The organism is Roseixanthobacter finlandensis, from assembly GCF_043195105.2.
GTDB lineage: Bacteria > Pseudomonadota > Alphaproteobacteria > Rhizobiales > Xanthobacteraceae > NCEH01.
The window spans coordinates 1,638,654-1,652,726 of sequence record NZ_CM195536.1; the positions used below are offsets into that span (position 1 = coordinate 1,638,654).

A 14,073-nucleotide genomic window follows, 5' to 3' on the forward strand; every position below is an offset into this window, starting at 1 on the left:
CCGTGCCGGGGAGGAGGCACGCCGCCCGCTGCGGCCCGGCGCGGCTGCCCCGTGCCCCATTCCTTTCCCACCCCAAGGAGGCCCCATGTCGTCCGACCAGTCCGCGCGCCTCGCGCTGCCCTATCTCGCGGCGGCGCAGGCGCAGAAGCATGTCACCCATAATGCCGCCGTGCGCGCGCTCGATGCGCTGGTGCAATTGGTGCTCCAGAGCGTGACCCAGACGAGCCCGCCCGGTGCCCCCTCCGATGGGCAATGCTGGTATGTGCCGGCAGGCGCCACCGGCCTGTGGAGCGGCAAGGAGGGCGCCATCGCCAGCTATGACACCGGCGCATGGGACTATCTGCCCTGCCGCGCCGGCTTTCTCGCCTATGTGGCCGACCAGGGCGCGCTGGCGATGTTCGGCGGTAGCCTGTGGGCGGCGCCGTTCGCCGGCACCGGCGGCCTGCTCGCTAGCAGCCCGCACGGCGCGGCCATCCAGGCGCAGGTGCTGGAGGAGGATTGCACCCTCTCCGGCGCCAGCGTGGACACCAGCATGGTCATTCCCGACCGCGCCATCGTGCTCGGCGTGACGAGCCGCACGCTGACCACCATCATCGGCGCCGCCTCCTACGATGTCGGGATCGCCGCCGAGCGCGCGAAGTTCGGCGGCTCGCTCGGCATCAGCGCCGGCGCCACCAACGGCGGGGTGATCGGACCCACCGCCTTCTATGCCCCCACCGCCCTGCGCATCAGCGCCAATGGCGGGGCCTTCACCGGCGGCAGCGTGCGCCTGGCGCTGCACTTGCTGCTGTGTCCCGGACCCTCGGCCTGATCGCCGAACCGCATCGCGCCACCGTGCTCCTCCAAATGGAAAGACCCCCATCATGGCTTATGATTCCGCCCGCGATCCCCTGCGCGGCCATGCCGCCTCGGCTTCCTCTCCGGCCCGCCTGGTGCGCGTGCTGGTGCCGTCCGACACTCTCGACCTCGATCCCTATGCCAAGAGCCTGTGGCTCTACGTGCCGCCGGATGTGGCGGGGGGCGTCGCCAGCGTGCGCGTCACGGCGGCCGGCACCGCGAACGATGCCGACACCGTGGAGTTTCGCGCGCTGAGCGGCCTCCAGCCGCTGCCGCCGGTGCAGATCCGCCGCGTGTGGAGCACCGGCACCACCGCCGGCGTCACCCTCTATGCGCTGGCGGACCTGTGATGCGGCTCGGCCTGTCGCTTCCGAGCGCCGCGCTCTATCGCCAGCGCGGCCAGCCCCCGGCGCCGGAGACCGCGGGTCTGCTGGCGCGCATGAGCGTTCCGCCGAGTCCGGCGCGGCGCACCCAGATCGACACGCTGGTGAAGACCCTGCTCGCCGCCGGCCTCTGGACGAAACTCGACGCCCTCTACCTGACCGCCGCCCACGATGCCCAGGCGGCCCGGCTCAATCTCGTGCCGTGGACCGGCACGGTGACCAACCTCCTGCCCAACGGGGAGATGATCGGCGCCACCACCGGCGCTCCCGGTACCATGCCGACCGGGTGGGCCTCGGTGTTCATGGTCGGCGGGATCACGCGCCAAGTCGTTGGCGTGGGCACGGTCAACGGCATGCGTTATATCGACGTTCGGTTCTCAGGCACGCCGGCTTCGGCCAGCGGCATAGGCATTCCGCTATCGTCCACCAACGCCTGCCCCGGCGTCGTTGGCAGCCGCATGACGGTCTCGCTCTATCTGGCGTTGATTGGAGGTTCGCTGGACGGCACGACCCTCACCCGGGTCAATTATACCGAATATAACGCTTCGAACGCAGTAGTTGCGGCGGACTATAATGTTATTCCAGCGCAATCCATCACGCTCACATCGGCGCTGACGCGCGTTTCCGGCACGCGCGTCCTGACGGGCGCAACGGCGGCCTTTGTGGTGCCGGCGCTGGAAATTGGGCACGGCACCGGCGCCATCGACCTCACCCTGCGGATCGCCGCCCCGCAGCTGGTGCGCATGGATGTGCCGGGCAATTTCATCCCCACCAGCGGGGTGCCGGCATCGCAGGTGCAGACGCTTGCGCGGTTCGACCTCAGCGCGGTCAATTCGCCGGTGTTCAGCGTGGATCGCGGTTATAGCGGTAACGGTACCAGCAGTTATCTGGATACGAACGCCGACCCGAGCGTCGATTTCTCTAAGGCGACCCTCAGTTCCGCGAGCTATGGCGGGTGGGCCGGACTGAATTTAACGTCCGGCTTTTCCCTGGGCGACACAAACAACCGTGTTTCCATCAACCCGCGCACATCCGGCGATCAGATCAACGTACGCATCAACTCACCCTCCGGCCTCACGAGCACCGCGGGCACGGCGCCAACTGCGGTCGGCCTGACTGTGGCCAACCGACCCTCCGAAAACCTGCGCGAGGGTTGGAAAAACGGGGTGCTCGTCGTGTCGGATACGCAAGCGCCGTCCTCGCTCCCTGTTGATCTGGCGTTGCTACGTGCTGGGGCGACGTGTTCGGCAAACCAAGTCTCGGCGGCGTTTGCCGGATCGTCCCTCACGGCGGCGCAGCACCTTGCGCTTTATTCCGCGCTGCGGACCTACCTCATCGCCCTGGGAGCCGCATCATGAGCGACCTCTGTCTCCTGCTCACCGCGGATCTGGCCGCGGAGGTGCGCGGCCCGACGGCGCCGGGCGCCGCGCTCGCCCCGGTTCTGCTGGCCGACGGCGCCACCTGGGTCTTACCCGAAAGCGTGCTTGATGACCCCGCCCATGCCGTGCGCCGGCCGCAACTCGCCGCCTGCGCCATGCGAATCGTGCTGCCGCAGGAGTGGTGTGCAACCGATCCGACCCTTCTGGATTAGGGGTTCAGTACACGTCCTGCCAGACGTTGCAGTAGGGATTTCCGTTGTATTGAGTTGTTTTATAAACGGACGTTCCGGTGAAATAATAACAATCAAGCTCATTGTCGCGCGCCAGATAGCTATAGACCAGTCCGATTGAGTTTACTTCAAGATAAAATGAAAAACTCACGAACATGAGCGTGAAAATCAAAAACGTGCGGCCAAGCGTATGTTCCACGAGATATCCCCAATACTGGCGAAGCGGTATCCCTGACCGGAATGGTCGCGCCGCGCCAATCAATCCCCGTTCTTAACGAAAAATTATAGGAGCTGTGCATGGTAGCGTCCAGTTTCGACGCCGCTTTGGCGCGCGTGCTCGTCCATGAGGGCGGCTACAGCGATCACCCCGCCGATCCCGGCGGCCCCACGATGCAGGGCGTGATCCAGCGGGTGTACGATGCCTATCGCACCGCCAAGGCCGCGCCGCGCCGCTCGGTGCGGCTGCTGGAGCGCGCCGAGCTTGTCGAGATCTACCGGCGGCAATATTGGGACGCGGTGCGCGCCGACGACCTACCCCCCGGCATCGACTATGTGGTGTTCGACGGCGCGGTGAATTCCGGCCCCGCCCAATCGCTGAAATGGCTTCAGCGCGCGCTCGGCGTTCCGGCCGATGGAGCCATCGGCGCGGTGACGCTCGCGGCGGCGGCCGCCTGCGCCGATCGGGCCGGATTGGTGGACACGATCTGCGACCGCCGGCTGGCGATGCTGAAGAGCCTCTCCACCTTCAAGATCTTCGGCGCGGGATGGAGCCGGCGCGTGGCCGACGTGCGGCAGGCCGGCCGGACCTGGGCGCAGGACGCTGGCGCCGCCGCCGTTTCGCGGGTTCCGGTGCTGCCCCTGGATGCCGGGCCGTCGGGGGCGAAGGCGCCGGCCTCCAGCGCCGCGCCGCTGCCCGGCCCGCAGGCGGGTGCGAGCGCGGCCGCCGGCGGGCTGATGGCCTCGGCGCTCGCGGAGGCGGCGCGGCAGGTGGCGCCGCTGGCGAGCGGCTCGCCCGCGCTTTCGCTGGTGTTAACTTGCCTCACCCTCGCGGGGCTGGTGCTGACGTGCCTCGGGATCGGCGCCGTCTGGTGGGCGGACCACGCCCGCATCCGGCAGGCGGGCGTGCTCGATCTCGCCGAGACGGGAGGCGAGGGCGCCGGCGCGCGGGCGCGGCCATGAGCCTGCTCGCGGAAGCGCTCGTCTACCAGGTGCCGTGGTGGCTGCTCGCGCTGCTCGGCCTTGGGGCCGCGCTGGCCGCCGCCTGGTTCCTGGGGCTTCGGGCGGCGCTCGCGGTGGGGATCGCCGCCCTTATCTTCATCGCCGGGCGCCGCGGCGCCCAGCAGGGTTGGACCGATCGCGAAGCCAAGGGAGACCGCGATGCGCAAAGGGCCATTGATGTGGCGCGCGACGCGCGTGCTGATGCTGAGCGGGGCAGCCGCGATGCTGGGCGGCTGCGCGACGACGACGGGTGGCGGCGAGACTAAGGTGTTCTGCGCCAGCGCCGCGCCGATCACCTGGTCGCGCGCCGACACCGACGCCACCATCCGCCAGGCCAAGGCGCACAATGCGGTGGGAGTCGCGCTGTGCGGCTGGCAGTGACGTGGATACAGTGATGCGCCTGACATCGCGGCCGCGCTCTGGCATGGTGGGGCGGACACGGGAAAACGGGGAACAGCGTGCGGCTGCTGGTGGTCGAAGATGATCCGGATCTCAATCGCCAATTGGTGACCGCCCTTGGCGAGGCCGGCTATGCGGTGGACACCGCCTTCGATGGCGAGGAAGGGCGGCATCTCGGCGAGACCGAGCCCTATGACGCCGTGGTGCTGGATATCGGCCTGCCCAAGCTCGACGGGATTTCGGTGCTGGAAGCCTGGCGCCGCGCCCGGCGCACCATGCCGGTGCTGATTCTCACCGCGCGCGACCGCTGGAGCGACAAGGTGCAGGGCTTCGATGCCGGCGCCGACGATTATGTCGCCAAGCCGTTCCACATGGAGGAGGTGCTGGCCCGCATCCGCGCCTTGCTGCGCCGGGCCACGGGCCATGCCACGAGCGAATTGGTGTGCGGCGCGGTGCGGCTCGACACGCGCTCGGGCCGGGTGACGGTGGCGGGCAACGCGATCAAGCTCACCAGCCACGAATATCGCCTGCTGTCCTACCTGATGCACCATACCGGCCGCGTGGTGTCGCGCGCGGAACTGGTGGAGCATCTTTACGACCAGGATTTCGACCGCGATTCCAACACGATCGAAGTGTTTGTCGGCCGTCTGCGCAAGAAGATCGATTGCGACCTGATCCAGACGGTACGCGGCCTCGGGTATCTGCTCGTGGCGCCGGAGGTGCCGCGATGAGGCGGAGCGTCCCTAGAGCCGGATCTGCCCACATTGAATCGCCCGAGGCGATGCAATGTGGGTAGTGAATCCGCCTCTATTCAATAAGTTAGAGGGCGATTCACCGCCCATATGGGACCACCAAATGGTTCCATATGGGCGGATCGCGCTCTAGTGGTGGAAACCCTGACTGATCCGATGGGCCGGGACCGCGCGAGCGGGTCGCTGGCGTTCCGCCTGTTCCTGTCCGCGGTGGTGGTGACGGCGGCGGTGCTGCTGATCGTCGGCTTCGTGCTGTCCTCGCTTTATCGCGGCAGCACCGAGCGCGCCTTCGACCGCCGGCTGGACATCTATCTGAAGACCATCGTGGCGGAGATCGCCGGTGGCCCGGCGTCGGTCGGCAGCGAATTGCCCCCGCCGCAGGTCCTGGGTGACCCCCTGTTCCTGTTCCCGCTCTCCGGCTGGTATTGGCAGGTGGCGCGGGTGGACCGGGGCGGACAGCGGCTGCTGACCTCGCGCTCGCTGGTGGAAACCGTGCTGCCCTCCCTTGGCGGCACCGACCTTTCCATGGTGCCCGAGGGGCTCCAGGAAGGCTATCTGCCGGGCCCCGAGGGGCAGCGCCTGCGGGTGGTGGAACGCGTGCTCGACCTTGGCGAAGAGGGGCGCTTCATCATCTCCGTGGCGGGAGACGCCTCCGAGATCGACGAGGAGAGCTCAAGCTTCAATATGGCGCTTTTCGGCACCTTCGGGGTGCTTGGGCTGGCGTTCCTGCTGATCGTGGCGTTCCAGGTGCGCTTCGGCCTGAGGCCGCTGGCGCGGCTTTCGGTGGCGCTGGCTGCGGTGCGCTCGGGCGCCACGGAGCGCCTGGAGGGCAGCTATCCCGAAGAGGTGGCGCCCCTGGTGCGGGAGGTGAATGCGCTGATCGACGCCAATAAGGAAGTGGTCGAGCGCGCGCGCACCCATGTGGGCAACCTCGCCCATGCGCTGAAGACACCGCTTTCCGTGCTGATGAACGAGGCCGGCGGCCGCGACGATCCCTTGGCGGCCCGCGTGCGTGACCAGGCAGGCATGATGAGCGACCAGATTTCCCACCATCTCCAGCGGGCCCGCATGGCGGCACGCGTGTCGCTGCCGACCACTGTCTGCGATCTGCGGCCGATCCTGGTGGCGCTCGCCCGCACCATGGAGAAGATCCACCGCGACCGGAACCTGTCCATCGACCTGCGGATCATGGACGACCTGCGCTTTCGCGGGGAACGGCAGGACGTGGAGGAGATGCTCGGCAATCTCGTGGACAATGCCTGCAAATGGGCCATGAGCCGCGTGGAGGTGGAGATGTTCGCCGAATTCCCCCCCTCGCCGGCAGATCGCGCTTATGTGCGCTTCATCATCGACGACGACGGCCCAGGCCTCACCCCGGCCAAGCGCGCCGAGGTGGGGCGGCGCGGCCGGCGCCTCGACGAGAGCAAGCCCGGCTCGGGCCTCGGGCTTTCCATCGTGCAGGAACTGGCCGCGCTCTATGGCGGGCGGCTGGATCTCGGCACCGCGCCTATCGGTGGATTGCGGGCGGAACTGATCCTGCCGGCGATCTAGATGCGCTGATCGCGGCGCGGCGCCGGCCGGGTGCGGCACGCCCGCGCTTGCCAAAGTTTTCCATTCGCCTAAATCCTTGGCCTGGGTCGTTGCGCCTGTCCTGCGGCGGCAGCGCCGGGCCGTGGCTGCGGAGAAATGAGGCTTTCATGGGCGTGCGAATGGGGATGGCGGTCGCCAGGCTGAGTGCCGTCCTGGGGACCGCCCTGTGGCTCTCCGCCTGCGCGAGCAGCGGCGGTACGGGGGGGCCGGCGGCCAATGCGCTCGCGCTGCCGTCGCTGGATACCAGCGCCGGGGATTCAGGCGGGCCGGGCGGGCTTGTGGGGGGCCCACTGGGCCGCGGTCTCGACGAACAGGACCGCGCGCGCGCCTATGCCGCCGAATTGAACGCCCTGGATAATGGCGGCCCCGGCTCGCCGGTAGGCTGGCGCGGCGACAGCGGCGCCTATGGCACGGTGATCGCCGGTCCGGCCTATTCGCGGCCGGGCTATCTCAAATGCCGCGATTACTCGCATACCATTTACGTGCAGGGCAAGCCGCAGGCGGCGCGCGGCATCGCCTGCGTCGCCCGCGAAGGCAGTTGGACTTCCGTTGCGCCGTAGCGCCCTCAGATCAGACCGACGGCGGGGTTTCCAGCGCGCCGTTCGGGCTGAGCTTGTCGATCAGGCCGGGAAGATACTGGGCCATCAGATTGGGCAGCATGTCGGCGGGCAGGCCGAGCCGGCCGGCCATTTCCGCGAGGACCGGCATGTCGAGCGCGTTGGTGAGGTCGGCCGCGCTGATGGGGAGATTCTCGCCATTGGACAGCCAGGACGTCACCTGCTCGCCGAGGCCGGCCGACTTGAGCTGCTCCAGCAGGCCGTCGAGATTGCCGTAGGGCGTGCCGGCGAGCGCGCTGTTGAGCATGGCGGGCAGGTTCTGCCCGAGACCGCCGCTGAGGACGGAGTTCAGCAGGCCGCCGAACAGGCCGCCGCCTTGGCCGAGCGCGCCGAGCGAATCGAACAGTCCCATGGTGTTCCCCTGTGTGCGGCCCGTGCGGGCCGGAAGGCTGTGCGCCCTTCCCTTACCAGATCTCCGCCCGCGCCGCGACCGTTGCCGCCGGTAGGCCGGCCGCTTCGAACCTGCGGCGCGGCGCCGCCGCGACGGAAAGCATCCTTTGCAGCGGCGCGTTACTCGGCTAACGCCTGGGCACGATGATGCCATCTTCCCTGTTCGCAGCCTTCGCCCTCATGACCGCCGCGGCGGTGATGGCGGTGCTATGGCCGCTGGCCCGCCGCCGTCCGCTCAAGGACGAGAAGGCGGCGGACCTTGCGGTCTATCGCGACCAATTGACCGAGCTGGAGCGCGACCAGGTCGCCGGCCGGCTTCCGGCCGCACAGGCCGATGCCGCGCGCATCGAGGTGTCGCGCCGCATGCTCGCGGCCGCCGATGCCGCGCCCGAGCCGGCGCAGGATCCGGTCCGCGCTCGCACCCGCCGGCGCATTGCGGCCGGCTTGGCGCTGGTGGGCGTGCCGCTGGCGGCGGTCGGCCTTTATCTGATGCTTGGCACGCCCGGCCTGCCCGGTGCGCCGCTCGCCGCGCGCCTCGCCGCGCCGCCGGACCGCACCGATGTGGCGATCCTGGTGCGCAAGGTGGAGGACCATCTCGCCGCCAATCCCACCGACGGGCAGGGCTATGAAATCCTCGCCCCGGTCTATCTGCGGCTTGGCCGGGTGGACGATGCGGTGCGCGCCTATGCCCAGGCGATCCGCTATCTTGGCGACAGTTCGGAGCGGCGCGCGTCGCTGGGCGAGGCGCTGGTGGTGCAGGCCGACGGCATTGTGACCAAGGACGCCGTCGCTGCCTTCCAGGCCGCGCTGGCGCTCGATTCGACATCGCCCCGCGCCCGCTATTTCCTCGGCCTCGCCGCGGAGCAGGACGGCCGCAAGGACCAGGCCGCGGCGATCTGGACCAAGCTGGTGCAGGATTCTCCGCCGAACGCACCCTGGCTCGGCCTAGTGCGCACCGCGCTCGGGCGGATCGACTCCCCGGTGCCGCCGCCCTCGGCCGCCAGTCCCTCCGGTTCCGTGATGCGCCGGGACGCTGCCTCGGGCACGCCGCCCCTCTCCGCGCCGTCTCTCGCCACGCCGCCCGGTCCCACCGCGCAGGATGTGGAGGCAGCCGCCCAGCTCGACGCCGCCGGCCGCGCGCAGATGATCCAGGGCATGGTGGACCGCCTTCAGCAGCGCCTCGATGCCGACCCGAAGGACCTCGACGGCTGGTTGCGTCTGGTGCGCGCCCGCACCGTGCTGGGGGAGCGCGACAAGGCGGTCGCGGCGCTCGCTTCCGCCCGCGCGGCGTTCGCGGACGATGCGCCCGCCCAGGCGCGCCTCACCACGCTTGCCGATGAATTGAAGATCGGACCGGAGGCAGGCAATTGAGAATGCGCGCGCCCCGTACCATCTTAGCCGACACATGCGGGAGCCGCCGTCTCAGGCCGTGGGCTCCGGGAGCAGATCGACGTGACGCGTAAAGGCCGCCGCCTCATCCTCATCGGGTCCGCTTTGGCCGTGCTGGCGCTTGCCGCGGGCCTGATCCTGACCGCGCTCAACGACACCATCGTGTTCTTCCGCTCGCCGAGCGAGATCGCCGAGCACAAGGTCGCGCCGGGCGCGCGTCTGCGGCTGGGTGGGCTAGTGGAAGCCGGCAGCGTGGCCAAGCAAGGCACGGCGGTGCGCTTTACCGTCACCGACGGCAATGCCCAGGTGCCGGTGACCTATACCGGCATCCTGCCCGACCTGTTCCGCGAGGGGCAGGGCGTGGTGGCCGAGGGCGTGGTCCAGACCGACGGCTCGTTCAAGGCCGACACGGTGCTCGCCAAGCATGACGAGCGCTACATGCCGCGCGAGGTCGCCGACGCGTTGAAGAAGCAGGGCCACTGGAAGGAAGGCGAGCCCGGCGGCCCGCCCGCGCCGGCGCCCGGGCGGAGCACCGTGCAATGATCGCGGAAATCGGCCAATACGCCCTGATCCTCGCCCTCGCGCTCGCGCTGGTGCAGATGGTGGTGCCCGCCTGGGGCGCCGCCAAGGGCGATCCCGTGCTGATGGGCGTCGCCGCGCCGGTGGCGCTGGCCATGCTGGTGTTCGTGGGCGGCGCCTTCGCCTGCCTCGTGGCGCTCTATGTGACGTCGGATTTCTCGGTCGCCAATGTGGTGGAGAATTCCCATTCCCAGATGCCGCTGGTCTATAAAATCACCAGCACCTGGGGCAATCACGAGGGCTCCATGCTGCTGTGGGCGCTGGTGCTCGCCGTGTTCGGCGCGCTGGTGGCCCTGTTCGGCGGCAATCTGCCCGACCGGCTGAAGGCGAATGTCCTCGCCGTCCAGGCCTCCATCGCCACCGCCTTCCTGCTGTTCATCCTCCTGACCTCCAACCCGTTCCTGCGGGTGCTGTCGCCGCCGGGCGAGGGGCGCGACCTCAATCCCGTGCTCCAGGACCCCGGCCTCGCGATCCACCCCCCGCTGCTTTATCTCGGCTATGTCGGGCTCTCCATCGCCTTCGCCTTCGCCATCGCCGCGCTGATCGAGGGGCGGATCGATGCCGCCTGGGCGCGCTGGGTGCGGCCCTGGACGCTGACCGCCTGGATCTTCCTCACCCTCGGCATCGCGATGGGCTCCTATTGGGCTTATTACGAATTGGGCTGGGGCGGCTGGTGGTTCTGGGACCCGGTGGAGAACGCCTCCCTCATGCCGTGGCTCGCCGCCACCGCCTTGCTGCATTCCGCCGTGGTGATGGAGAAGCGCGACGCCCTCAAGGTGTGGACCATCCTTTTGGCCATCCTCGCCTTCTCGCTCTCCCTCATCGGCACCTTCCTGGTGCGTTCGGGCGTGCTGACCTCGGTGCATGCCTTCGCCACAGATCCGCTGCGCGGCGTGTTCATCCTCGCCATATTGGTGATCTTCATCGGCGGCAGCCTCGCCCTGTTCGCGGTGCGCGCCGGGGAATTGCGCCAGGGCGGGCTGTTCGCGCCGATCTCGCGCGAGGGCGCGCTGGTGTTCAACAATCTGTTCCTCACCGCCGCCACCGCCTCGGTGTTCGTCGGCACGCTCTATCCCCTCGCGCTCGAGGCGCTGACCGGGGACAAGATCACGGTGGGCCCTCCCTTCTTCAACCTCACGTTCGGCGGGCTGATGCTGCCGCTGGTGTTCGCCATGCCGTTCGGCCCGCTGCTGGCCTGGAAGCGCGGCGACCTGCTCGGGGTCGCCCAGCGGCTCATGCTGGCGGCTGGCTTCGCGGTGGTCGCGGCGGTGGTGACGGCGGCCGCGACGGCGGCGGTGAGCGAGGAGCGCGGGCCGGTGCTGGCGCCGGTCGCCATCGGCCTCGCGGTGTTCATCATCGCCGGGGCGCTGACCGACATCGCCGAGCGTGCCGGCATCGGCCGCGTCTCCGCCGGCTTGGCGGTGCGCCGCCTCACCGGGCTGCCGCGCTCCACCTTCGGCACCGCCGTCGCCCATCTCGGGGTCGGCATCTGCCTGCTGGGCATCGTGAGCGAGAGCGCCTGGAGCCTGGAGAAGATCGCCGCCGTGCGGGTCGGCGAAACGGTGACCATCGGCACCCGCGACCTCACCCTTGCGCGGGTCGAAAATCGCGCCGGACCCAATTTCACCTCTCGCGTGGCGGTCTTCGAGATCCGCGACGGCGGCATCTCCCAGGGTACGGTGGAGGCAGCCAAGCGCCAGTTCGCCGCCCGCCAGATGGCGACCACCGAATCCGGCATCCGCACCTTCGGCTTCAGCCAGCTCTATGTCTCCATCGGCGAGGAGCATCCGGACGGGGCCCTCTCCATGCGCGCCACCTGGAAGCCGTTCGTGACCCTGATCTGGCTCGGCGCGGTGGTGATGGCGCTCGGCGGCCTGCTCTCGCTGGCGGACCGGAGGCTGCGCGTCGGGGCGCCGAAGCCCGCGCGCATGCGGCGCGGCACCCTGCCGGCGGCGGCGGAATAAGCCCATGCTGCGCCGCCTGTTCGCCCTTCTCCTCTTTCTCCCCATCGCCCTCGGGGTCCTTGGCACCCTCGTGGATCTTGGCGCCGCGCCGGCGTTCGCGGTACAGCCGGACGAGGTGCTGGGCGATCCGGTGCTGGAGGGGCGGGCGCGCGAGCTCTCTAAAGAGTTGCGCTGCATGGTCTGCCAGAACCAGTCCATCGACGACAGCGATGCGCCGCTCGCGAAGGACCTGCGCCTGCTCGTGCGCGACCGGCTGAAAGCCGGCGACAGCAACCAGCAGGTGCTCGATTTCCTGGTGGCGCGCTATGGCGAGTTCGTGCTGATGCGCCCCGCGCTCTCCTGGCGAAACGCCTTGCTGTGGGGCGCGCCGTTGGTGGCTCTGGGGGCGGGCGGGCTTGCCGCCTATCTCGCCATCCAGCGCCGCCGCCGTGCTGCGCCGGACCTTGTTCCTTTGAGCCCGGACGAGGAAGAGCGGGTGCGCCGTATCCTTGCCGAAACAGCGCCGGCGCCGTCGCCGGAGCCACCCTCCGCGCCGCCAGCCGGAAGCTGAGCGCGGGCTTGCGCGGCTCCCCCGCCGTTGCAGGGCGTCTTAAGGGAACTCACGCAGCCGTGACGCGCCTTAACGATCGGTAATCCAGCCGCCAGCCGGCTGTAAGTTTCCCCGCCCTATGTTTGCTCTCGACCTTGCCCCACGGGGGGCAGACAGAAGAGAGACGAACGATCCCATGACCGGCTTCCCGCGCAAGTCCACCCTCATCCGTCGCCGCCGCTCCGCTCTGCTCGGCGGGGTCTTCGGCCTGGCTGTGACCGGCATCGTTGTCGGCCAGTTCATCCCGCCCTATTCCATGCCGGCCAGCGCGCAGATCACCACCAGCCAGCCCGCAGGCACGTTCTCCTTCGCCGATACGGTGGAGAAGGTTTCGCCCGCCGTGGTGTCGGTGAAGGTCAAGAAGGACGTCAACGCCCAGGAAATGGCCATGGGCGAGGATGGCCCGTTCGGCAACGACGTGCCCCCGCAGATCGAGCGTTTCCTGAAGCGCTTCGGCCTGGAAGGCCAGGGCGGCCCGCAGGGCCAGATGCCGATGCGCCCGCGCGCCGACAAGGGTGAGCGCCGCGTGGTCGGCCAGGGCTCGGGCTTCATCATTTCCGCCGACGGCTATGTGGTGACCAACAATCACGTGGTGGACGGCGCCAGCGAAGTGGACGTGACCACAACCGACGGCAAGGAATATACCGCCAAGGTGATCGGCGCCGATCCGCGCACCGACGTCGCCTTGCTGAAGATCGACGGCAAGAACAACCTGCCCTGGGTGAAGCTGGCCGATGGCGCGCCCCGCGTCGGCGACTGGGTGATCGCGGTCGGCAATCCGTTCGGCCTCGGCGGAACGGTGACGGCAGGCATCGTCTCGGCGCGCGGCCGCGATATCGGCTCGGGCCCGTATGACGACTTCATCCAGATCGATGCGCCGATCAATCGCGGCAATTCCGGCGGCCCGACCTTCAGCCTCAATGGCGAAGTCATCGGCATGAACACCGCGATCGTCTCGCCCTCGGGCGGCAATGTGGGCATCGCCTTCGCCATTCCCTCCGAGACCGTGAAGACGGTGGTGAACCAGCTGCGTGACAGCGGCAAGGTGGCACGCGGCTATATCGGCGTGCAGATCCAGCCGGTGACCGACGATCTCGCCTCGGGCCTCGGCCTGAGCACGTCGGAAGGCGCGCTGGTGGCCCAGGTCCAGCCCGGCACCCCCGGCGCCAAGGCCGGCCTGAAGAGCGGCGACGTGGTGGCCAAGGTGAACGGCGATACCATCAAGGACGCCCGCGACCTCACCCGCAAGATCGGCATGATGAAGCCGGGCGCCAATGTCGACCTGACGGTGATCCGCGACAACAAGCCGATCAATGTCGCGGTGACGCTGGAGCAGATCCCCAACGATCAGCAGGCGAGCCTGAGCCAGGGCGAGAGCGACCAGGCCCCCGGCGCCGACGTGCCGCGCCTCGGCCTCCAGCTCGCTCCGGCCAAGTCGGTCAAGGGTGCCGGCGCGGACGGCGTGGTGGTCACCGACGTGGAGCCGAACGGCCCGGCCGCCCTGCGCGGCATCCGCTCCGGCGACGTGATCCTGGACGTGGGCGGCAAGACTGTCTCCAGCCCGAAGGACGTGCGCGACGGCCTCGCCGCCGCCAAGGCCGAGAACCGCAAGGCGGTGCTCATGCGGGTGAAGGGCGAACAGGGTGTGCGCTTCGTCGCCATCGCCATCGAGGCCAAGGCCAAGGGCTGATTTCGGCGTCTGACCTTTGCGTCTGAGGTGCGCGGCGGGCTTCGGCCCGCCGTTCCGGCGCGGCACA

Annotated in this window: 16 protein-coding genes; 14 read left to right on the forward strand and 2 right to left on the reverse strand. The window is 69.1% G+C overall.

Going from position 1 to position 14,073, the window contains the following annotated elements; translation table 11 throughout:
• Nucleotides 1-85: 85 nt before the first annotated feature.
• From V5G24_RS07570 to V5G24_RS07585, 4 genes are all read left to right on the forward strand, one after another.
• Entirely contained in the window at nucleotides 86-811 is a 726-nt protein-coding gene (locus V5G24_RS07570; protein WP_394084639.1) for a DUF2793 domain-containing protein, read from the forward strand.
• A gap of 52 nt (nucleotides 812-863) precedes the next feature.
• A complete protein-coding gene (locus V5G24_RS07575; RefSeq protein ID WP_394084640.1) occupies nucleotides 864-1,187 on the forward strand; it encodes a spike base protein, RCAP_Rcc01079 family in 324 nt (107 codons plus the stop codon).
• A 137-nt stretch (nucleotides 1,188-1,324) separates the two neighbouring features.
• Nucleotides 1,325-2,578 carry a hypothetical protein gene (locus tag V5G24_RS07580; RefSeq protein WP_509292295.1) on the forward strand — a complete coding sequence of 418 codons (1,254 nt, stop codon included), beginning with the start codon at nucleotides 1,325-1,327 and terminating at the stop codon, nucleotides 2,576-2,578.
• On the forward strand, nucleotides 2,575-2,811 hold the full coding sequence (locus V5G24_RS07585) for a hypothetical protein (RefSeq protein WP_394084642.1): 237 nt from the start codon (nucleotides 2,575-2,577) through the stop codon (nucleotides 2,809-2,811). Before V5G24_RS07580 ends, V5G24_RS07585 begins: the two co-directional genes overlap by 4 nt.
• A gap of 4 nt (nucleotides 2,812-2,815) precedes the next feature.
• Here the strand turns inward: V5G24_RS07585 and V5G24_RS07590 are convergent, their stop codons facing one another.
• On the reverse strand, nucleotides 2,816-3,028 hold the full coding sequence (locus tag V5G24_RS07590; protein WP_394084643.1) for a hypothetical protein: 213 nt from the start codon (nucleotides 3,026-3,028) through the stop codon (nucleotides 2,816-2,818).
• A 98-nt stretch (nucleotides 3,029-3,126) separates the two neighbouring features.
• Here V5G24_RS07590 and V5G24_RS07595 point away from each other — a divergent pair, with 98 nt between their 5' ends.
• The 5 genes from V5G24_RS07595 (at nucleotide 3,127) to V5G24_RS07615 (ending at nucleotide 7,348) form a co-directional block, all read left to right on the forward strand.
• Entirely contained in the window at nucleotides 3,127-4,008 is an 882-nt protein-coding gene (locus tag V5G24_RS07595) for a glycoside hydrolase family 108 protein (RefSeq protein WP_394084644.1), read from the forward strand.
• Nucleotides 4,005-4,313, forward strand: a complete 309-nt coding sequence (locus V5G24_RS07600) for a hypothetical protein (RefSeq protein ID WP_394084645.1) — start codon at nucleotides 4,005-4,007, stop codon at nucleotides 4,311-4,313. The genes V5G24_RS07595 and V5G24_RS07600 overlap by 4 nt, the downstream gene beginning before the upstream one ends.
• 192 nt (nucleotides 4,314-4,505) lie before the next feature.
• Nucleotides 4,506-5,177, forward strand: a complete 672-nt coding sequence (locus tag V5G24_RS07605; RefSeq protein WP_394084646.1) for a response regulator transcription factor — start codon at nucleotides 4,506-4,508, stop codon at nucleotides 5,175-5,177.
• A 177-nt stretch (nucleotides 5,178-5,354) separates the two neighbouring features.
• The gene (locus V5G24_RS07610) at nucleotides 5,355-6,749 is read left to right on the forward strand and encodes a sensor histidine kinase (protein ID WP_394084852.1); all 1,395 of its coding nucleotides are present in this window, start codon (nucleotides 5,355-5,357) and stop codon (nucleotides 6,747-6,749) included.
• A 146-nt stretch (nucleotides 6,750-6,895) separates the two neighbouring features.
• Nucleotides 6,896-7,348, forward strand: a complete 453-nt coding sequence (locus V5G24_RS07615; RefSeq protein WP_394084647.1) for a hypothetical protein — start codon at nucleotides 6,896-6,898, stop codon at nucleotides 7,346-7,348.
• A 10-nt stretch (nucleotides 7,349-7,358) separates the two neighbouring features.
• Here the strand turns inward: V5G24_RS07615 and V5G24_RS07620 are convergent, their stop codons facing one another.
• Complete coding sequence (locus tag V5G24_RS07620; RefSeq protein ID WP_509292296.1) at nucleotides 7,359-7,757, reverse strand: YidB family protein; 399 nt, start codon at nucleotides 7,755-7,757, stop codon at nucleotides 7,359-7,361.
• A 182-nt stretch (nucleotides 7,758-7,939) separates the two neighbouring features.
• Between V5G24_RS07620 and ccmI the strand changes: the two genes are divergently transcribed.
• From ccmI to V5G24_RS07645, 5 genes are all read left to right on the forward strand, one after another.
• Nucleotides 7,940-9,166: a c-type cytochrome biogenesis protein CcmI gene (ccmI, locus tag V5G24_RS07625; RefSeq protein ID WP_394084649.1), complete on the forward strand. Its 1,227-nt coding sequence runs from the start codon at nucleotides 7,940-7,942 to the stop codon at nucleotides 9,164-9,166.
• Nucleotides 9,167-9,247: 81 nt separating this feature from the next.
• Nucleotides 9,248-9,727, forward strand: coding sequence for a cytochrome c maturation protein CcmE (ccmE, locus tag V5G24_RS07630; RefSeq protein WP_394070932.1), 480 nt, complete (start codon nucleotides 9,248-9,250; stop codon nucleotides 9,725-9,727).
• Nucleotides 9,724-11,727 carry a heme lyase CcmF/NrfE family subunit gene (locus V5G24_RS07635; protein WP_394084650.1) on the forward strand — a complete coding sequence of 668 codons (2,004 nt, stop codon included), beginning with the start codon at nucleotides 9,724-9,726 and terminating at the stop codon, nucleotides 11,725-11,727. Before ccmE ends, V5G24_RS07635 begins: the two co-directional genes overlap by 4 nt.
• 4 nt (nucleotides 11,728-11,731) lie before the next feature.
• A complete protein-coding gene (locus tag V5G24_RS07640; RefSeq protein WP_394084651.1) occupies nucleotides 11,732-12,277 on the forward strand; it encodes a cytochrome c-type biogenesis protein in 546 nt (181 codons plus the stop codon).
• Between the two features lie 175 nt (nucleotides 12,278-12,452).
• Nucleotides 12,453-14,006 carry a Do family serine endopeptidase gene (locus V5G24_RS07645; RefSeq protein ID WP_394084652.1) on the forward strand — a complete coding sequence of 518 codons (1,554 nt, stop codon included), beginning with the start codon at nucleotides 12,453-12,455 and terminating at the stop codon, nucleotides 14,004-14,006.
• Nucleotides 14,007-14,073: the final 67 nt, after the last annotated feature.